Annotated in this window: 11 protein-coding genes; 8 read left to right on the top strand and 3 right to left on the bottom strand. The window is 37.9% G+C overall.

All coding sequences use genetic code 11. The features are described 5' to 3' along the window. Positions 1 to 146: 146 nt before the first annotated feature. Together ACNQGH_RS20240 and ACNQGH_RS20235 are read left to right on the top strand one after the other, a co-directional pair. Positions 147 to 3,062: an FAD-binding and (Fe-S)-binding domain-containing protein gene (locus ACNQGH_RS20240; protein ID WP_417957830.1), complete on the top strand. Its 2,916-nt coding sequence runs from the start codon at positions 147 to 149 to the stop codon at positions 3,060 to 3,062. Positions 3,063 to 3,366: 304 nt separating this feature from the next. After that, complete coding sequence (locus ACNQGH_RS20235; RefSeq protein ID WP_417957829.1) at positions 3,367 to 5,298, top strand: amino acid permease; 1,932 nt, start codon at positions 3,367 to 3,369, stop codon at positions 5,296 to 5,298. A gap of 115 nt (positions 5,299 to 5,413) precedes the next feature. Here the strand turns inward: ACNQGH_RS20235 and ACNQGH_RS20230 are convergent, their stop codons facing one another. Beyond that, positions 5,414 to 6,640 (bottom strand): aminotransferase class I/II-fold pyridoxal phosphate-dependent enzyme, encoded by a 1,227-nt coding sequence (locus ACNQGH_RS20230; RefSeq protein ID WP_417957828.1) that lies wholly within the window; start codon positions 6,638 to 6,640, stop codon positions 5,414 to 5,416. 257 nt (positions 6,641 to 6,897) lie between these two features. Between ACNQGH_RS20230 and ACNQGH_RS20225 the strand changes: the two genes are divergently transcribed. Then, on the top strand, positions 6,898 to 7,356 hold the full coding sequence (locus ACNQGH_RS20225; RefSeq protein WP_417957827.1) for an Lrp/AsnC family transcriptional regulator: 459 nt from the start codon (positions 6,898 to 6,900) through the stop codon (positions 7,354 to 7,356). Between the two features lie 152 nt (positions 7,357 to 7,508). Next, a complete protein-coding gene (gene lpdA / locus ACNQGH_RS20220) occupies positions 7,509 to 8,912 on the top strand; it encodes a dihydrolipoyl dehydrogenase (protein WP_417957826.1) in 1,404 nt (467 codons plus the stop codon). A 66-nt stretch (positions 8,913 to 8,978) separates the two neighbouring features. Here lpdA and ACNQGH_RS20215 read toward each other — a convergent pair whose 3' ends face one another. Together ACNQGH_RS20215 and ACNQGH_RS20210 are read right to left on the bottom strand one after the other, a co-directional pair. Beyond that, the gene (locus ACNQGH_RS20215; RefSeq protein ID WP_417957825.1) at positions 8,979 to 9,356 is read right to left on the bottom strand and encodes a DoxX family membrane protein; all 378 of its coding nucleotides are present in this window, start codon (positions 9,354 to 9,356) and stop codon (positions 8,979 to 8,981) included. 340 nt (positions 9,357 to 9,696) lie between these two features. Then, the gene (locus ACNQGH_RS20210; protein WP_417957842.1) at positions 9,697 to 10,395 is read right to left on the bottom strand and encodes a DUF4349 domain-containing protein; all 699 of its coding nucleotides are present in this window, start codon (positions 10,393 to 10,395) and stop codon (positions 9,697 to 9,699) included. Between the two features lie 373 nt (positions 10,396 to 10,768). Between ACNQGH_RS20210 and ACNQGH_RS20205 the strand changes: the two genes are divergently transcribed. The 4 genes from ACNQGH_RS20205 to ACNQGH_RS20190 form a co-directional block, all read left to right on the top strand. Beyond that, the gene (locus tag ACNQGH_RS20205) at positions 10,769 to 12,055 is read left to right on the top strand and encodes an anthranilate synthase component I family protein (protein ID WP_417957824.1); all 1,287 of its coding nucleotides are present in this window, start codon (positions 10,769 to 10,771) and stop codon (positions 12,053 to 12,055) included. 27 nt (positions 12,056 to 12,082) lie between these two features. Further along, a complete protein-coding gene (gene tilS, locus ACNQGH_RS20200; protein WP_417957823.1) occupies positions 12,083 to 13,393 on the top strand; it encodes a tRNA lysidine(34) synthetase TilS in 1,311 nt (436 codons plus the stop codon). A 68-nt stretch (positions 13,394 to 13,461) separates the two neighbouring features. After that, positions 13,462 to 15,468 (top strand): protein-disulfide reductase DsbD family protein, encoded by a 2,007-nt coding sequence (locus ACNQGH_RS20195; protein WP_417957822.1) that lies wholly within the window; start codon positions 13,462 to 13,464, stop codon positions 15,466 to 15,468. Between the two features lie 669 nt (positions 15,469 to 16,137). Continuing rightward, the coding region (locus ACNQGH_RS20190) for a beta strand repeat-containing protein (protein ID WP_417957821.1) at positions 16,138 to 21,630 on the top strand (5,493 nt) is incomplete at its 3' end.

Below are 21,630 nucleotides of genomic sequence, written 5' to 3'. Positions count from 1 at the left end.
CAAAAAGCTTTTAAATTTAACTTTCTGTAAAAGAATAAACTTTTTGAATTTTTCTTATTTGTTTTTTTAATTTATAATACGCTATATATTTATATTTGTCGAATAAAGCTGTAGTATCAGTTTTTATAAAATATAATGTATAAGCCATGTTAACCTCATTTGAATTACAACAATTATCCGAATCATTAGAAGGAACACTTTTATGTGATGATCTTAATAAAACGATATACGCCACTGATGCTTCCGCTTATAGAATTATGCCGCTTGCTGTGGCCATTCCAAAATCGGAAGAGGATATTGTCAAAATTATTCGCTTTGCGGCAAAAAATAAGATTTCAATCACACCCAGAACTGCCGGAACATCACTGGCAGGGCAAACGGTAGGTAACGGGATTATTGTAGATGTTTCGAAATATTTCACCAGGATTGTTGCTTTTGATCCCGTAAAAAAAACGGTAACAGTACAGCCGGGAGTGATTCGGGATGAACTGAATTTGTATTTAAAACCTCATGGGTTGTTTTTTGGTCCCAATACTTCAACTTCAAATCGATGTATGATAGGAGGGATGGTAGGGAATAATTCATCGGGGACCACGTCGATACGTTATGGAGTTACCCGAGACAAAATAGTAGAATTAAAAGCCGTTTTGAGTGATGGCAGTACAACCGTATTTAAAGATATGACTTCGGAAGAATTCATTGAAAAAACAAAAGGAGATACACTTGAGAATACCATTTATAAGACCATTTATCAGGAACTTTCGAATACAGAAAACCAGAAAGAAATTGTAAAGGAGTTTCCAAAGCCTGAAATTCACAGGCGAAATACGGGTTATGCAATAGATTTATTATTAAAATCGGAACTGTTTTCAGGAACGGAAAAAACGATAAACTTAGGAAAATTGCTTTGTGGAAGCGAGGGTACTTTAGCATTTACAACGGAAATCACGTTGAAAGTAGATGATTTACCGCCAACAAATAATGTCATGGTGGTAGCCCATTTTCATTCCATTCAGGAAAGTTTAGAGGCTGTAGTCACCGCGATGAAACATCATTTGTATACATGTGAACTGATGGATGATACGATTCTGAATTGTACCAAAACCAACAGAGAGCAGGCCAAAAACAGGTTTTTTATACAAGGGGATCCCAAGGCAGTTATAATGCTTGAAGTGGCATCGCATATTAGTATGGATGATGCAGAATCACAAGCGGATGCGCTGATAGCAGATCTTGAACTGCATAATTTTGGGTATGCCTTGCCTAAAATTTACGGATCCGATATTGATAAAATAAACGAGTTGCGAAAAGCGGGTCTGGGACTTTTAGGAAGTATAGTAGGAGATGATAAAGCAGCTGATTCAATTGAAGATACCGCTGTTGAGCTGAGTGATTTGCCAAATTATATTGCCGAGTTCTCCGCTATGATGCAGCGTCATGGTCAGAGTGCCATTTATTATGCACATGCCGGAGCCGGAGAAATTCACTTGCGACCTGTTTTAAACCTAAAAACAAAAGAAGGACTGCACCAATTTAGAAACATCGCAACCGAAGTGGCTGTTTTGGTAAAAAAATACAGAGGTTCATTGAGCGGGGAACATGGAGACGGAATAGTGCGCGGAGAGTTTTTACCTTTTATGATTGGAGAAAAGAACTACGAATTATTAAAACGGGTAAAAAAGGCTTTTGACCCCCATACAATTTTAAACGTCGGAAAAATTGTAAATGCCTCCAAAATGGATGAAAACCTTCGGGTGGAAGCGGGCAGACTGGAACCGGACATAAAAACGATTCAGGATTTTTCGGACAGTATGGGGATTTTGCGTGCGGCAGAGAAATGCAATGGTTCCGGCGATTGCAGAAAATTACCGTCAGCAGGTGGTACTTTATGTCCAAGTTATCGCGCCACACGAAACGAAAAAGACACCACTCGTGCCAGAGCCAACGCGCTGAGAGAATATTTGACGCATTCAGAAAAGGAAAATAAATTCAATCACGAAGAATTATATAAAGTATTTGAGTTGTGTGTAAGTTGCAAAGCTTGTGCCAGTGAATGCCCGAGTAATGTGGATGTTGCAGCCTTAAAATCGGAGTTTTTATACCAATACCAAAAAGCAAACGGATTTTCTTTGCGAAATAAAGTATTTGCTTTCAACGCTAAGCTAAATCAGCTCGGTAGTATTACTCCTTCTATTACCAATTTCATCGTTAATTTGCCTTTGGTCAAAAAGAGCATGGGCATTGCCCCAAAAAGGGAAGTTCCCTTATTGGCTCCGGCTACTTTTAGAAGCTGGTATAAAAAAAATAAATCAAAAGCAACAAGCGATTCTTTTGCAAACGGAAAAGTATATCTGTTTTGTGATGAGTTTACTAATTTTTACGATGTCCCGGTTGGTATAGATGCCTATCAATTATTGACAGGACTCGGCTATGAGGTCATAATAGCGGATCATGAGGAAAGCGGAAGAGCTTTTATATCTAAAGGGTTTCTAGAAGAGGCAAAAGTGATTGCCAATAAAAACGTAGCTATTTTTTCCACTATTATTGCTACCGACTGTCCATTGATAGGAATAGAACCATCGGCGATATTGACTTTTAGAGATGAATACCTCCGTTTGGCAGATGACAAAGAAAATGCCGAAAAACTATCCAACAATGTATTTACCATTGAAGAATTTTTCAAAAATGAGAGTGCAAAAGGAAAAATTCATTCAGAACAATTTTCTGACCGGGAGCAAACAATAAAAATCCACGGACACTGCCATCAGAAGTCGCTGAGTTCTATTGAAGCGACTTTTGCCATGTTGAATTTACCAAAAAACAGTTCGGTTACGATATATAATTCAGGATGCTGTGGTATGGCGGGTTCTTTTGGCTATGAAAAAGAACATTATGATATTAGTATGCAGATGGGAGAAGATACTTTGTTTCCAAAAATCAGGGCGACTGATGCCACTGTAACCATTGCTGCCGCGGGAACCAGTTGTCGCCATCAGATTTTTGACGGGACAACCAGAAAAGCGCTGCATCCGGTCTCGGTTTTAAAGTCCTATTTAAAATAGATTTGGACTTGTTTTGAAACATTAAATGTATAATATTTGTAAAAAAGGAATTCGGTCGAAAAACTTTATTTTATATCTATTATTTCGTGTAAAATACCGCTGTAAAATGATTATTTGTCATTTTTTTAGCCTTAAAAAAATGAAATACGGAATAAAACTTGAAATTTAAAACAAAATTCTTTCCGTAAAATTTCAAATATCGAAATTGTTTTATGATATTTGATTTTTTATACAATTTACATTATTTGCGAGTCGAAACTGCAACACTTACGGTATATTAATTTTTGATGATAAAATTTACAATATGGCATTTTCAGATTTATTCAGGAAGAAAACGGTACAGGATATTTTAAGACAGGTTGAAAAAAATAATGCGGACGGTCATAATGCACTTGGAAAGCATTTAACGGCGCGTGATTTGACTGCCTTTGGAATTGCAGCAATTGTTGGGGCCGGAATTTTTAGTACCATTGGAAAAGCCAGTGCTGATGGAGGACCGGCGGTTATCTTTCTTTTCTTGTTTACGGCCATAGCCTGTAGTTTTGCCGCTTTTGCTTATGCAGAATTTGCTTCGATGGTTCCCGTTTCCGGAAGTGCTTATACCTATTCTTACGTCGCATTTGGAGAAATAATAGCCTGGATTATCGGCTGGGCATTAATAATGGAATATGCAGTAGGAAATATAACGGTCGCAATATCGTGGAGTGATTATTTTACCGGATTGCTCGATAGCATGGGGATTCACTTACCGCAGTATGTCCAAATGGATTATCTATCAGCTTCCAATGGATTTAGGGATGCAACCGCTTTGATGCAGGGAGGAAAAACATTTGAAAATTTAAGTGTGGCGACACAGGCAGCCTACACTGCGTGGACTACCGCTCCGGTTATAGGGTCTTTGCACCTTGTAGCGGATTTACCGGCTTTATTGATTATTGTTTTGATTACAGCGTTGGTTTATCGCGGTATGAAAGAATCCCGAAATGCCAGTAATATTATGGTGGTTGTCAAATTATGTATTGTGCTTTTGGTTATTGCCGTAGGACTTTTTTATGTTGATACGGAAAATTGGCACCCTTTCGCTCCAAATGGGGTTTCAGGAGTATTAAAAGGAGTTTCAGCAGTATTCTTTGCGTACATCGGGTTTGATGCTATTTCTACAACTGCCGAAGAATGTAAAGATCCGCAACGGGATTTACCAAAAGGAATGATGTGGGCCATTATTATTTGTACACTTTTATATATAGCAATTGCGTTGGTGCTGACCGGAATGGTGAGTTACAACGATTTGAACGTAGGAGATCCATTGGCGTTTGTATTTGATAAATTGCATTTGAAATGGATGTCAGGAATTATCGCAGTAAGTGCTGTAATTGCCATGGCAAGTGTTTTACTGGTATTCCAAATGGGACAGCCCCGTATCTGGATGAGTATGAGTCGTGACGGACTTTTGCCAAAACGTTTTTCTACAGTGCACCCTAAATTTAAAACACCTTCTTACGCTACAATTGTTACGGGTTTTGTAGTAGCGGTTCCCGCTTTGTTTTTGAATCTGACCATGGTTACGGATTTGTGCAGTATCGGAACTTTATTTGCTTTCGTATTAGTTTGTGCCGGCGTTTTGGCTTTACAAAACCGAACAGATATTCCTCGTGGAAAATTTAAAACACCCTATGTGAATTCAAAATTTATCATGCCTGTTTTAATTAGTATAGGATTGTTTTTTGCTTTTGGTTACAATAAAAAGGCAACAATGGATTTCATTACTAACGAGACTCAAATCAACAGTCCGGAAGCTATCGTTACTGCATTGGATCAACAGGAAACTCAAAATGTATATGATTATTTAATAGGTATTGACGGTGTAAACAGCTCCACCGACACTCCGGATTTGGAGTTTTTACTGAGCCAGTACCAACAGGACGATGCGAAATATGCAAGCGTAATCGCAGGCTTGCCAGTGGCAGCTGCCATTAAATATGAAAGTGGTTTTGGTTTGTTCAAACACAAAATCCCAATGTGGATATTTCTGATTGTTTTGGTCGGCTTATCGGTCTGGTCATTCAAGGAAAATTTATCGTTAATCCCACTTTTAGGTTTAATCTGTTGTTTGTATATGATGGCAGAACTCAGTGTCTGGAACTGGATTTATTTCACTATTTGGTTGCTTATTGGTTTGATGATTTATTTTGGCTTTAGCCGTAATAACAGTAAGTTGAACTTGAAGGAAGCTTAAAACTTTAAAGATTTACATATTAAAACTGTAATCAAGGCGTTTTTTTAGACCAAAAAAATCCGTTCGAAATATGCTTTCGAACGGATGCAACAAACTACAAAAACTAAAAAAAAAATTATTCCGTCAAAAGAGATTCTGATGTCAGCACATTCAGTGCTGTCATACATTTTTTCATCATTTGGTAGGTTCTTTCAATATCATTGTCCAGACCTATAGAAAACCGAATTAAACCATCGGTCAATCCCATTTCTATTTGCTCTTGCATTGGAATTTCACTGGAAGTGGAAGTACCGGGCGCGCTGAATAAGGTTTTATAAAATCCTAAACTCACAGCAAGGTATCCCAAATTTTTCGCCTGCATTAATTCCATCAATTCATTGGCTTTCTCCAAAGTTCCAACATCCAGGGTCATCATTCCGCCAAAACCATATTCGGGATTAATCATAGTGGCATACAATTCATGACTTGGATGACTTTTTAATCCCGGATAAACCGTTTTCAATCCGTCTTTTTCAAAACGTTCCGCCAGATACATGGCATTGTAACTGTGTTGTTTCATCCGGATGTGTAGCGTGCGCAGGTTTTTCATCACACTGGCAGAGCGCAGGCTGTCCATTGTAGGACCCAATAACATGCTGGCGCCGCTATTTACATTTTTTAAACGATCAATAAATTCCTGAGAAGCACACGTTACACCGCCTACCGTATCGCTGCTTCCGTTGATGTATTTCGTTAAGCTGTGGATTACAATATCGGCACCTAATTTTGCTGGAGAAACCGATAAGGGCGAAAAAGTATTATCAACCACCAATTTCAAATTGTGTTTTTTTGCAATTTTTGCCAAGCCAGCAATATCAGCCACTTCCAGTAAAGGATTACTCACTGTCTCGCAGTACAAAACTTTGGTTTCTGGTGTAATGGCAGCTTCGACAATATCTAATTTCGTGATGTCGACAAAAGTGGTTTGGATGCCTAATCTTGGAGTGAAATTTTTCAAAAAAGCATACGCTCCGCCATAGATGGTTCTGCTCGAAACAATATGGTCTCCCGAACCGCACATTTGTAGCAGCGTAGGGGTGATTGCTCCCATTCCTGATGCAGAAACATTCGCTGTTTCGGTACCTTCCATCGCTGCCAAAGCTTTGTCTAAATATAAATTGCTCGGTGAGGAATGACGGGAATATAAATAACAACCTTCCATATTACCTTCAAAAGTATCGAACATCGTTTTTGCCGATAAAAAAGTATAGGTTGATGAATCAGAAATCGAGGGGTTTACACCACCAAATTCGCCAAAGTACTGTAAATCCTGAATGTTGTCTGCGGGGTTGAAATTTTTCATATTTTTTTATTGGTTATTAGCTATTCCTGCCGTGCGGCATATCTTTTACTTTTTAAAGGTGAAGATGCCACCAGGCCGGGGATTTCTTTCTGTACAGAATGGATTCAAAATAACATTGTTTTAGATTAATAATCAATACTATTGCTTATTATTGGATTTTAAAACTATAAAAAACGAATAATATAATTTAATTTTCTAAATTAGCTGCTTAAATAAGAATTTTATAGATTATTTATCCATTCAAAATTTTTAGTAAAATGGTCTTAGATGCAACAGATAAAAAGCTGCTTTTTTTATTACAATCCGACAGCAAGAAAACAACCAAAGAACTTTCCTTAAAACTCAATCTTTCGGTCACTGCCGTTTACGAACGCATTAAAAAACTGGAAAGGGAAGGGATAATCGATAAATACGTTGTGTTAATCAATCGTTCGAAAGTCGAGAAAGCTTTTGTGGTTTTTTGTCACCTTAAACTGATCCAGCACACCAGGGAATTTATTGCTAAATTCGAAAATGAAGTGGTAAAGCTAAAAGAAGTGATAGAATGCCATCATGTGAGCGGCGATTACGATTATATACTGAAAATAGTGGTAAAAGATATGGAGGCCTATCGCGAATTTTTGGTTACAAAACTGACCACATTACAACATATAGGAAGTACACACAGTACCTTCATGATTAACGAAGTGAAAAACACGACCGTTGTTGATATTTAGTATAAATGTCATTTTGAGTAGGTATTCAAAGGCATGTAAATGTTAATTGCTAAAAATTCATAACAAAAAACCTTATAAATTAAACTTTAAACAAAACTTAATTCCTTAATTTTGTGCGACATTTTATAAAAACACAATAAAAAAAATATACTATGAGTTCATTTGACGTAGTCATTATAGGTTCTGGACCAGGCGGATATGTATCAGCAATTCGTTGTGCACAACTGGGTTTTAAAACAGCAATTATCGAAAAATATTCAACTCTTGGAGGAACTTGCCTGAATGTAGGCTGTATTCCTTCAAAAGCATTGCTTGCTTCCTCTCATCATTACAGCGAAATTGCTCATTTTGCAGATCACGGAATTGAAGTTTCCGGGGAAGTAAAGGTGAACCTTGAAAAAATGATTGCGCGCAAACAAGCCGTTGTAGATCAGACCTCAGGTGGTGTAAAATTTTTAATGGACAAAAATAAAATTACAGTTCTTGAAGGATTGGGTTCATTTGTTGATGCAACTCATGTGGCTATTGCAAAGGCGGATGGAACTTCCGAAACTATCGAAGCTAAAAATATCATTATCGCTACAGGTTCAAAACCATCTTCTTTACCGTTTATCAAGATTGATAAAGAAAGAATCATCACTTCTACCGAGGCGTTAAAACTTAAAGAAGTACCAAAACATTTGGTGATCATTGGTGGTGGAGTAATTGGGATTGAATTGGGTCAAGTGTATTTACGATTGGGAGCGCAAGTTTCTGTAGTGGAATTTATGGATAGGATTATTCCTGGAATGGACGCTTCATTATCTAAAGAATTGACTAAAGTATTGAAGAAACAAGGCATGAAATTCTATGTTTCGCACAAAGTGAAATCAGTGGAAAGAAATGGTGAGGCTGTTGTAGTTCAAGCTGAAAATGCAAAAGGAGAAACCATTACGCTTGAAGGAGATTATTCATTGGTTTCTGTGGGACGTCGTCCTTATACAGATGGATTAAATGCTGATAAAGCAGGGGTAAAAATCTCGGACAGGGGAATGGTGGAAGTAAACGATCATTTACAAACTTCAGTTCCTACTATCTATGCAATTGGTGATGTTGTTCGTGGAGCGATGTTGGCCCACAAAGCTGAAGAAGAAGGAGCAATGGTGGCTGAAATTTTAGCGGGACAAAAACCACATATTGATTATAACCTGATTCCGGGGGTTGTTTATACCTGGCCAGAAGTGGCTGCTGTAGGACAAACTGAGGAACAGTTGAAAGCATCCGGTGTAGCATTCAAATCAGGAAGTTTTCCATTCAAGGCTTTAGGCCGTGCAAGAGCAGGTGGAGATTTAGATGGATTTGTAAAAATTCTTGCTGATGCAAAAACGGATGAAGTTTTAGGAGTTCATATGATTGGTGCCCGTTGCGCGGATTTAATTGCGGAAGCGGTTACTGCAATGGAATTCAAAGCATCAGCGGAAGATATTTCAAGAATGTCTCACGCGCATCCAACATTTGCAGAAGCAATAAAAGAAGCTGCATTAGCCGCTACTGACAATAGAGCCTTGCATGTATAATCAGAAAACATATTTTTTATAATAATAAACCCGCTGTCTCAGCGGGTTTATTATTTAGATTCTAAATTATTTAGCAACAAATACACTTTTATAATTTTCCCAATGGCTAAAGATCAAAAAGATATTTCCAAAAAACACAAATAATGCAATGGGTAAGTTTTCTGGTGTTAAGAAAAAATTGATCAGTAGTATGTTTAAGGTAACTGGTAAAATTATAAGATTAGCCAAGGTTACATAGCGTCCGGTAACAAATGATAATCCGCAAAGAAATTCCAAAGATTTTGCTAAAGGCATCAAATAAGTAGAAGCCATTAAGCCAACATTAAATGCTTTGAAGTTTCCGGTCGTTTCAGCCTCAGGAGACAGGTGTAAAAAAAAGCTGATTGAGGTATAAAGGAAAAGAAGCCCAAGTAAAGATCGAATAATGATGATTGCAATTTTCATGATATATGGTTTTATAGGTTACATATTAAAATTTACTATCGTTGGCATAGCACTTTTATTTATAAACAAGATTTGTCATAATCTTGTCGTTTTATAAATGGGACCGCCAGTATCAATTGCATTTTTAACCATTTCATCTCCTTTTTCTTCGCTTTCAGTAGCACCAGCAATCAGTTATCCAGGATTCTTAGCTGTAAGTTTTGGACTGAATTTAAAACCAATTTCAGTTTTTTTGACGGTCCTGTTTACAAACATTTTCGAATCGATGTCAATCTGTTTTCATTTTATGATATAAAGATAATTAATTTTTTAAAACGAAAACCATTGATTTTTAACAGTTTTAATTTTTTTTATGCAAATATTTCTTATAAACAATAAAACCAACGGTTCCTATTAACAAAATTGACCAAAGATTGAAGATAAAAATAATTATTTCTTTAAGCAAATACCAACCATTTTTCAACGCATCCAGGATTTCGATTCCTATATTGGTCTGATAATCGCTTTTATCTTTTGTATTGGCAATTTTTTCCTGTCTTAGGGATTCCGGTTGGTAGATTTGTAACTGTATTGTACTAAAATTTACCTGGTCTTGTAAGGATGTGTTTTCGATTTTGCTGGAATCATTTTGTTCTTTCTGATTCTCTAAATCACTTTCGGCAAGAGTGATGTCATTTAGTTTTTTGCCCTTATTATCAATGGCTTTTTCCAATCGTTTTTGATGATTTGTTTTCCTAGCTTGTGTCAATTCGTTTTTTATAATTTGTATGGAGACATCATCTGCTTTTATCAGCCGATAATCTAAAAAGGCAATTTGTTTTGAAATCACTGGAACCCGGATGGTAATGCTATTCTCTACTGTAAACTTTGTAGTTTCCAGAATGCTGTCTTGACTTATTTTGGATTCTATTTGGTCTGAAATGATACTTTGTAAATTAGTGTAGGTAACATATCCTCCAAATTTACTGGTTGCGTTTTCGATAGCGTAGGTTGATTGTGGTACATTTTTTACCTTAAATTTAAGGTCTGCTGTGCGAATAAATTTTCGATTATCTCCTTTTTTTTCGACTGCTGCGGATGAAGAAACTGCAGCAGTTACCTTCGTTGACGATTCGAGTGCTGCATCTTCTGTCGAAGCTTAATGTTGTGATTACTAATGATGTTACGCTTAATTTTACAATTGTTTTCATGGAGGTTTGATTTTAAATAGGGATTAAATAGGAGTTACTTACTAAAAGAAATGGAGTTGTTTTATTGAAAAAGATATGAGTGATTTTTTTATCAATAGGCGGGTCAATTTAGGGAGATAAAGTTATTCTATTTTGTAGTAAAAATCGTATAATTAATTTTTGATTACTGCTTCTTGGATGGAATTTTTTTATTGTAATTTTGAATCCTAAAATAAATCGTTTTTGAGAGTTTCAATTTATAAGCAAATATCCGATCCGGCAGCCTTCAAACACCAACTTTTAATTTGGTCACAGCAATTCCGTGAAGTTATTTATATGGATAGTAATGATTATCCACAGGGATATTCCAGTTATGATTGTCTGCTTGCAGCAGATGCTTTTACTTCCATAAAAACAGATTATCATAATGGTTTCGAAGATTTAAAACAGTACCAGCAAATTACTAAAGACTGGCTTTTTGGCTATTTATCGTATGATTTAAAAAATGACGTGGAGCAATTGCAATCCAATAATTTTGATGGACTGGGTTTTCCGGATTTATTTTTCTTTCAGCCTAAAAAAATATTTTTGTTGAAGGGAAATGAACTCGAAATCCAATACCTCAATATGTGTGAAGATGAAGTGGATGGAGACTTTGGAGAAATAATGGAAAGTAAAAAGGCGAAAGTCGAAATAGAAGCGATACTTACCATTCAGCAACGGATTTCAAAAGCCAGTTATCTCGAAAAGGCATCCAAAATATTAAAACACATTCATCAGGGAGATATTTACGAAGCCAATTTTTGCATGGAGTTTTTTGCCGAAAATGCAACCATTGATCCCATTGAAAAGTTTGTAAAGCTGAACGAGATTTCTCTGCCGCCATTCGCTGTTTTTTTTAAGAATAACAAGCATTTTTTGCTTTCAGCTTCTCCTGAACGCTATTTGAAAAAGGAAGGGGAATTAATTATTTCGCAGCCAATTAAAGGAACAGCAAAACGATTTTCGGATCCCATAGAGGATGAAAAATCAAAAACTCAATTGGCTTCAGACCCAAAAGAGCGTTCCGAAAATATTATGATTACGGATTTGGTTCGCAATGATTTGTCGCATACAGCGCAAAAAGGATCTGTCACAGTAACAGAGTTATGCAAAATTTATTCTTTTTTGCAGGTGCACCAAATGATTTCTACGGTCACTTCAAAATTAGATCATCGATATACTGCGGTTGATGTTATAAAAACCACTTTCCCGATGGGAAGTATGACCGGAGCGCCAAAAATTTCGGTAATGAAAATCATCGAAGATCTGGAAGAGACAAAGCGCGGTCTGTACAGTGGGGCAGTAGGGTATTTTACGCCAGCTGGTGATTTTGATTTCAATGTTGTAATCAGAAGCATCTTGTACAATCAGGAAAAAAAATACATTTCTTTTTCAGTGGGAAGTGCTATCACATCACAATCAATTCCTGAAAAGGAGTATGAGGAATGTTTGCTTAAAGCCAAAGCAATGCGAGAAGTTTTAAGCTAAATCAAAATGAATTAATTACTTTTGAATATGCTACAGAAATTCCAAAACCATCTGCTTCATAATTTTCAGTTTTTGAATGGAAAAAAACTGCTTCTTGCCACAAGCGGCGGTATAGACAGCATGGTTATGGTGCATTTATTTCAGCAATTGGAATATGAAATCGCAATCGCACATTGCAATTTTCAACTTCGCGGAATAGAAAGTTTTGGGGATCAGAATTTTGTTCAGGAATATGCGCAGGCTCATAGTCTTCCTGTTTTTGTAACTCAATTTGATACCAAAGCCTTTGCGGAAGATTATAAACTTTCCACTCAGGTTGCCGCGCGTGAGTTGCGTTACAACTGGTTTTATGAATTATTGGAAACGGAAAAATTCGATTATATTCTCACTGCTCATCATGCTGATGATAACATAGAAACCTTTCTCATCAATCTTACACGAGGAACCGGATTAGACGGTTTAACCGGAATACCGGAGCAAAATGAAAATGTGATTCGGCCATTTTTATTGTTCTGTCGCCAAGAAATTGAAACGTATGCTAAAGAAAATAAGATTCAATGGCGAGAAGACAGCAGCAATGCATCTGATAAATACCTTCGCAATAAAATTCGCCATCATGTAGTTCCAATGTTAAAGGAATTAAATCCAAATTTCCTATCTTCTTTTCATAAAACGGAAACCTATTTGCAGGAAGCACAAGGTCTGGTTGAAGATGCGTCAATTATCGTTTACCAGCAAGTGGCAAAGCAGGATGAGGAAAACATCTATTTTGATTTGAATCAATTAAAGAAATTGCCCAATTACAGATCGTATTTGTACCAATGGTTGAAAGAATTTGGATTTTCGGCGTGGGATGATATTTATGATTTGGTTGAAAGTCAATCGGGTAAGCAGGTTTTTTCTCCCGAGTTTCGTTTGTTGAAAGACAGAGATTCCTTTATTCTAAGCCCAATCGATTTCGCAGATGAAAAGAAGGAATATTTCATTGAAGAAAATCAGCAAGAAGTTAAGATTCCCTTAAATCTTTCGATTTATAAAGTAGCCGACATTAGTAACGTTTCAAATAAAACTATATTTGTTGACGCCAATAAATTACAATTTCCGTTGGTTTTACGGCATTGGAATGAAGGAGATGTTTTTCAGCCTTGTGGGATGGAGGGCAAATCTAAGAAAGTGAGTAAATTATTCAAAGATGAAAAATTATCGTTGATTGACAAAGAGAATACCTGGCTTCTATGTTCCAAAAATGAAATTGTCTGGATTGTCGGGATTCGTCAGGATAACCGTTTTAGAATAGGAAACGAAAAACAAAATATACTTAAAATAGAATTAGAATAATGAAATCGAAGATTCACGACGCTAGCTTTTGCGAACAGCAATTCCCAATAAAAACAAATTATTTCCATATGAGAAAAAAAATACTATTTATACTTTTTGCCTTTTTTGCTTTTGCCCAGGTAAATGCCCAAATTCTTGATCCTGCAAAATGGACCACTAAAATTGAAAAAAAATCTGAAAACACGTATTTGTTAACTTTTAGTGCAGTTATTGAAAAAGACTGGCATCTGTATTCTCAATTTACACCCGATGGTGGACCATTGCCTTTGGAAATGATTTTTAAAAATCAAAAGGGAAATTTCACTGTAGTCGGTAAAGCCAAAGAAAGTAAAACTACAACGGCTTTCAATGATGTTTTTGGGGTTAACGAAACTTTTTTTGAGAAAAAAGCCCAAATCCAGCAAGAGATTACAATTACAAATCCGAAGATTCTGAACGTGGAAGTCGATTTGAATTATCAGGTTTGCAAAGATGCCTGCATTAATTTAGAGAAAAAATTCTATTTTCCAATACCTACAATTTCAAAGGCCGCTGCCAGTAGTATTAAAAGCGAAATAGTAAAAGCGGATACGATAACTTCAAAACCTGCAGTAAAAGAAGCAATTGTAGTTCCTGAAAAATCTGAAGCTATAGCTGCTAAGCCAGCTTCTCAAAAGGGATTGTGGTCTATTTTCTTTATTGCTTTTTTATCGGGATTTGCAGCTTTACTGACGCCCTGTGTTTTCCCGATGATTCCAATGACCGTGAGCTTTTTTACAAAACAAAGTAAATCAAAAGCGAAAGGAATCAGACATGCCATTATTTATGGAATTTCGATCATATTCATTTATGTAGTATTGGGATTTTTAGTGACCTGGATTTTTGGTGCCGATGCGTTGAATGCGTTGTCTACCAATGTCTGGTTTAACATTATATTCTTTATTTTGTTGATTGTTTTTGCAGCTTCATTTCTTGGTGCATTCGAGATTATGTTGCCAAATTCCTGGGCAAATAAAGTAGACAGCCAAGCGGATAGAGGAGGGATAATAGGAATATTATTTATGGCATTGGCGCTTGCCATTGTCTCTTTTTCATGCACAGGCCCCATTGTGGGAACCCTTCTAGTTGATGCCGCTTCCAAAGGAGGTATTGCACCGATTATCGGAATGTTAGGTTTTTCATTGGCTTTAGCCTTACCATTTATGTTATTTGCGATGTTTCCGGGTTGGTTGCATTCGTTACCAAGATCAGGTGGATGGCTCAATACCGTAAAAGTAGTTTTGGGTTTTCTGGAATTGGCTTTGGCTTTCAAATTTTTATCGAATGCTGACTTGGTTTTGCAATTGCATTTATTGGAAAGAGAAATGTTTTTGGCGATTTGGATTGCTGTTTTTGGAGCTTTAGCATTGTATTTATTTGGAAAAATTACATTGCCACACGATAGTCCAATGACCCATATTTCAGTAGGAAGATTGTTAATGGGACTGCTAATTTTGACGTTTACCATTTATTTAATCCCAGGACTTTGGGGAGCACCTTTGAAATTGATTAATGCTTTTCCGCCTCCACTAGAATACAGTGAAAGCCCAATGGGTTTTGGAGGTTCAGGTGTTAAAACGGCTACTGCCATTTTACCTGAGGGTGCCAAAAGCGGACCACACGGATTAGTGGTTTTTGATGATTACGAAAAAGGTCTGGCTTATGCCAAAACGGTACATAAACCCATTATGCTGGATTTCACTGGTTATGCTTGCGTGAATTGCAGAAAAATGGAAAACAATGTTTGGTCTGACGACCGTGTTTTTTCTATTTTGAATAACGAAGTTGTGTTAATTTCTTTGTATGTAGACGACAAACGAGAATTACCTAAAAACGAACACTCCATTTCTAAAACTACCGGAGCCGAAATTGAAACCATTGGTGATAAGTGGACTGATTTTATGATTTCTAAATACAAAACCAATACCCAACCGCTGTACGTGTTAACAGATTTGGAAGGGAACAATCTAAATGTGGAGACACCAACCATTAGTTATGTGGGAGTGGAAGAATATGAGAGCTGGCTGAAAACCGGAATCTCTAAATTCAATAAATAACCTCTTTTTTTTTCACAAATAACGACCCTGTCCAATTAAATTGGACAGGGTTTTTTGCTTTTTTCTTGTTTGAAAGAAGTTGTAGGGAAACGATTTAATACTATTAAATTCGCCTGAAATGGCAGCGTTTACTGGATGTTTAGCTACTTTTAAAAAAAACAAAAAGGCTTTAGTTCGTTTTCGCACCATTTGATTTTCTAAAATGGTCTTAAAATAAGTTTACCTCTTTTTTAGTATCCTTACTTATAATATACTTGCTGCTAATGGCAAAAAAGCCTTTTCGGTTGTATAGCAAAAAGGGTATGTTTTTTATTTATTGAATCTAATTTTCATCAAGTCAAATTGAAAATGGGATTCAAAAGCCATTATATTTTCCAATTATTTTTTTTTATTTCTTCTGAAAATTACAATAGATGTAGTTGGTAGTTTTTTTTATTCCTTTAATCGGAAATGTATTAAAAATTGGATTAATGTATTCTTAATTACATAATTTAGTATTTAAGTTTATGAATTTTAGGAGATTATGCAGTAATTTTTTGTTAAAAAAAAGCATTTTTTTTCAAAGTAATTCAATTGAAATAAATCAAAAATAGAACCCTCATTCTATTGATTTTACATTTTACAGTTAGGCTTAAGTATTCGTTATTTTATTATTTTAATTCAATAAATATGAAAACAATTCTACTCAAATCTAGATTTTTAACCATTGTTTTTTTAATTGCAAATATGTTTTTTGCAAATGGAGCTTTTGGACAGACACTAACCTCAGACAAACCGGATTATGCTCCGGGAACTACGGCAACCTTTACAGGCACAGGCTATACACCAGGTGAAACCGTAACCTTGCAAGTCATGCATGCTGATGAAACACCCGATTCAGGTGAAGATCACGGAACTTGGATCGTCACGGCTGATGAAAATGGTAATTTCGTTACTACTTGGCATGTCTGTGAGGATGATTGCTTGAATTCTACCCTAAGAGCTACGGCGGATGGACAAATTAGTGGTTTGCATGCGGAGGTGGTGTTTACTGATGCAGGTGGTACGCTAGCAATTGCAAGCAATTCTGTAACAACTGCAAATGTATGTTCAGGCTCTACTGCAGTTCCAATACATAGTTTTTCTTTAAGTGGAAGTGGAAATCCAGATGCAATAACAGTCATTAGTTTTGTAACAACTGGAAATTATACTGCTTCTGAAATCTTGAATTTTAAATTATATAGAACCTCTGTTAATACTTTTACATCCCCGACTCTATTAAGCACAATTAGCAGCCCAAGTACAGCAGGTGTACAAAATTTTTCTCTTTCTTTCTTAAATAGTAATGGAATTGTATATTATTGGATTATCATGGATGTTGCTTCATCAGTTACTGATGGACATACAGTAGCAGTTAGTGGAACAACGGCGACAAACATTACTGCTGGTTCAGCAACTAAATCAGGTTCGAGTACTGCAAGTGGTACACAAACTTTGAAATCTTTACCAGCTAATCCAACTAATCCTACTTCTAATTCTCCACAATGTGCAAATGTAGGAGTTACCCTTACAAGTAGTGGGACACCACCAGCAGGAGAAACATGGTATTGGCAAACCAGTACTACAGGAACAAGCAATACGAACTCGGGTCCAACATTTAATGTAACTACATCAGGAACTTATTATATTAGGTCAATAAATAATACAACACTTTGCTGGAGCAGTGGAGCAGGAAGTGTGGCCGTAATTGTAAAAGCTACACCGACGGCCTCAGCGGGAGGAAGTCAGACCATTTGTCAAAATGGAACAGCCACGGTAAGTGGGGCAAGTTCTTCTAATGGAACAATATTGTGGACTCATAACGGTGCGGGAACATTAAGCAATGCTACGACATTAACCCCAATATATACGCCTGTAGCAGGTGATGCGGGAAACACGGTTACGTTAACAATGACGGTGTCTAATAGTCCTTGTATAGAAGCCACAGCTATTTATTCAGTAATTGTAAAAGCTACACCGACCGCATCAGCAGGAGGAAGCCAAACTATTTGTCAAAACGGAACTGCAACTGTAAGTGGAGCAAGTTCCTCAAATGGAACTATTTCATGGACAGAAAATGGAGCCGGTAGTATTACATCGGGGGGCACAACATTAACCCCAATATATACGGCAGCAGCAGGTGATGCGGGAAATACTGTTACCTTAACAATGACGGTGTCTAATAGTCCTTGTACAGCAGCCACAGCTATTTATTCTGTAATTGTAAAAGCTACACCGACGGCCTCAGCGGGAGGAAGTCAGACCATTTGTCAAAATGGAACAGCCACGGTAAGTGGGGCAAGCTCTTCTAATGGAACAATTCTGTGGACGCATAACGGTGCGGGAACATTAACCAATGCTACGACATTAACCCCAATATATACGCCTGTAGCAGGTGATGCGGGAAACACGGTTACGTTAACAATGACGGTGTCTAATAGTCCTTGTACAGAAACCACAGCTATTTATTCAGTAATTGTAAAAGCTACACCGACCGCATCAGCAGGAGGAAGCCAAACTATTTGTCAAAACGGAACTGCAACTGTAAGTGGAGCAAGTTCCTCAAATGGAACTATTTCATGGACAGAAAATGGAGCCGGTAGTATTACATCGGGGGGCACAACATTAACCCCAATATATACAGCAGCAGCAGGTGATGCGGGAAACACGGTTACGTTAACAATGACGGTGTCTAATAGTCCTTGTACAGCAGCCACAGCTATTTATTCTGTAATTGTAAAAGCTACACCGACGGCCTCAGCGGGAGGAAGTCAGACCATTTGTCAAAATGGAACAGCCACGGTAAGTGGGGCAAGCTCTTCTAATGGAACAATTCTGTGGACGCATAACGGTGCGGGAACATTAACCAATGCTACGACATTAACCCCAATATATACGGCAGCAGCAGGTGATGCAGGAAACACAGTTACGTTAACAATGACAGTATCCAACAGTCCTTGTACAGCAGCTACAGCTATTTATTCAGTAATTGTAAAAGCTACACCAACTGCTTCAGCAGGAGGAAGCCAGACCATTTGTCAAAACGGGACTGCAACTGTAAGTGGAGCAAGTTCCTCAAATGGAACTATTTCATGGACAGAAAATGGAGCCGGTAGTATTACATCGGGGGGCACAACATTAACCCCAATATATACGGCAGCAGCAGGTGATGCGGGAAATACTGTTACCTTAACAATGACAGTATCCAACAGTCCTTGTACAGCAGCCACAGCTATTTATTCAGTAATTGTAAAAGCTACACCGACGGCCTCAGCGGGAGGAAGTCAGACCATTTGTCAAAATGGAACAGCCACGGTAAGTGGGGCAAGCTCTTCTAATGGAACAATTCTGTGGACGCATAACGGTGCGGGAACATTAACCAATGCTACGACATTAACCCCAATATATACGGCAGCAGCAGGTGATGCAGGAAACACAGTTACGTTAACAATGACAGTATCCAACAGTCCTTGTACAGCAGCTACAGCTATTTATTCAGTAATTGTAAAAGCTACACCAACTGCCTCAGCAGGAGGAAGCCAGACCATTTGTCAAAACGGGACTGCAACTGTAAGTGGAGCAAGTTCCTCAAATGGAACTATTTCATGGACAGAAAATGGAGCCGGTAGTATTACATCGGGAGGCACAACATTAACCCCAATATATACGGCAGCAGCAGGTGATGCGGGAGATACTGTTACCTTAACAATGACGGTGTCTAATAGTCCTTGTACAGCAGCCACAGCTATTTATTCAGTAATTGTAAAAGCTACACCGACGGCTTCAGCGGGAGGAAGTCAGACCATTTGTCAAAATGGAACAGCCACGGTAAGTGGGGCAAGTTCTTCTAATGGAACAATATTATGGACGCATAATGGCGCAGGAATATTAAGCAATGGCACGACATTAACCCCAATATATACGGCAGCAGCAGGTGATACAGGAAATACTGTTACGTTAACAATGACAGTATCTAATAGTCCTTGTACAGCAGCTACAGCTATTTATTCAGTAATTGTAAAAGCTACACCAACTGCCTCAGCAGGAGGAAGCCAGACCATTTGTCAAAATGGAACAGCCACGGTAAGTGGGGCAAGCTCTTCTAATGGAACAATTCTGTGGACGCATAACGGTGCGGGAACATTAACCAATGCTACAACATTAACCCCAATATATACGGCAGCAGCAGGTGATGCGGGAAATACTGTTACTTTAACAATGACAGTATCTAACAGCCCGTGTACAGCAGCCATAGCTATTTATTCAGTAATTGTAAAAGCTACACCGACAGCAAGTATTAGTGGAACAGCTACGATTTGTAAAGATGCAAGTTTTCCAAATATAACTTTCACTAATCCACAATCGCTTCCGATTACCATTACTTATAATATTAATGGAGGCTTAAATACCACAGTTGATGTTGGAGCAAGTACAACAGCAATTGTAGTAGCACCAACGAATACTGCTGGCTCATTTGTGTATAATTTGGTAAGTGTAGTTTATCAGATAACACCTACTTGTTCCAATACCATTTCAGGAACTGCAACAATAACGGTTCGTCCGGCACCAACTGCCACAATTGCAATTAATGGAACTGATCCAATTTGTTCAGGTTCTTCTTCCTCAATAAAAATTACTGGTCCTGATAACGGAACGGTAACTTATAACATTAATGGGGGCGGAGACATCACTGCGGCTCTTAACAATGGTGGAAACTTTAGTCTAAATACTAGTGCTCTTACTTCTAACACCACTTATAACCTAGTAAGTGTAAAATATGGTAATGCACCAGATTGTAGCGCACCTGCAAGCGGTAGTGCAACAGTTACGGTAAATCAACCACCGGTATTTACTGCATGTCCTTCAGATATTTCAGTTAACAACGACATTGGTGTTTGTACAGCTCTGGTATCTTATACTTCAACAGCAACAGGAAGTCCTGCGCCAACAATAACTTATTCTTTTACTGGTACAACAGTAGGAAGCGGTAGTGGTACAGGAAGTGGTTCAATTTTTAATAAAGGAGTAACAACCGTTACTATTACAGCATCAAATGCTTGCGGAAGTACCACTTGTTCTTTTACTGTCACAGTTAATGATAATCAGGCGCCAACCATTACTTGCCTGGGTAACATTACCGTGAGCAATGGTGCAGGACTGTGCAGTGCAGTAGTAACATACGCAACTCCAGTTGGCACAGATAATTGCAGCGGTTCAATAACAACACAAACAGCAGGTCTTGCTTCAGGTGCGACATTTCCTACTGGAGTAACTACCAATACATTTAAAGTAACTGATGCGAGTGGTAACATAGCTACTTGTAGCTTTACGGTAACTGTTAATGATACGCAGGTTCCAGCAATTAGCGGAGTGGGGGGATCTACAACCATAAACTGTCCGGCTACTCCGTTATTCTCAAATCCAACTGTTTCTGATAATTGCCCTGGCGCTACGTTGAGTTTTACTGATGCAACAACACCGGGGGCTTGTGTAGGTCAATATAGTGTAATAAGAACTTGGACAGCAACAGATGCGGCTGGTTTAACTGCTACTGCTTCTCAAACCATAACAGTTGTAGACACAACCGCTCCAACATTAATTGTGCCGACAGATGTAACGGTGGAATGTACATCAGATACCTCTTCAGTGGCTACAGGATTAGCCATAGGAAGCGACACTTGCGGAACAGTAGTGATTACTCAAAGCGATAGTTCGGTTGCGGGGTCATGTGCCAATACAGTTGTGATTACCAGAACATGGACGGCTACCGATGCCTGCGGAAATACAACATCAGCAGACCAGATCATTAACACAAAAGATACAACCGCTCCAACATGGACAGTTGCGCCATCAGACATGTTGACCGTAGAATGTAATCCTTCTGGAAATGCGGCAGCCTTTACAACATGGTTGGCGAGCTTCTCTGGTAGCGATACTTGCGGAACAGCGACAGTAACAAATGACAGTACAGGATTAAGCGATTTATGTGGAGCAACAGGAACAGAAACGGTAACCTTTACACTTACTGATTTATGTGGAAACTCAATTACAAAAGACGCGACCTTCACCATCATAGATACAACCGCTCCAACATGGACAGTTGCGCCATCAGACATGTTGACCGTAGAATGTAATCCTTCTGGA

The sequence above is a fragment of the Flavobacterium kochi genome, from assembly GCF_048286715.1.
Taxonomy (GTDB): Bacteria; Bacteroidota; Bacteroidia; order Flavobacteriales; family Flavobacteriaceae; genus Flavobacterium.
Note: the sequence above shows the minus strand (reverse complement) of the source record. Positions and strands in the feature narration are given on the sequence as shown.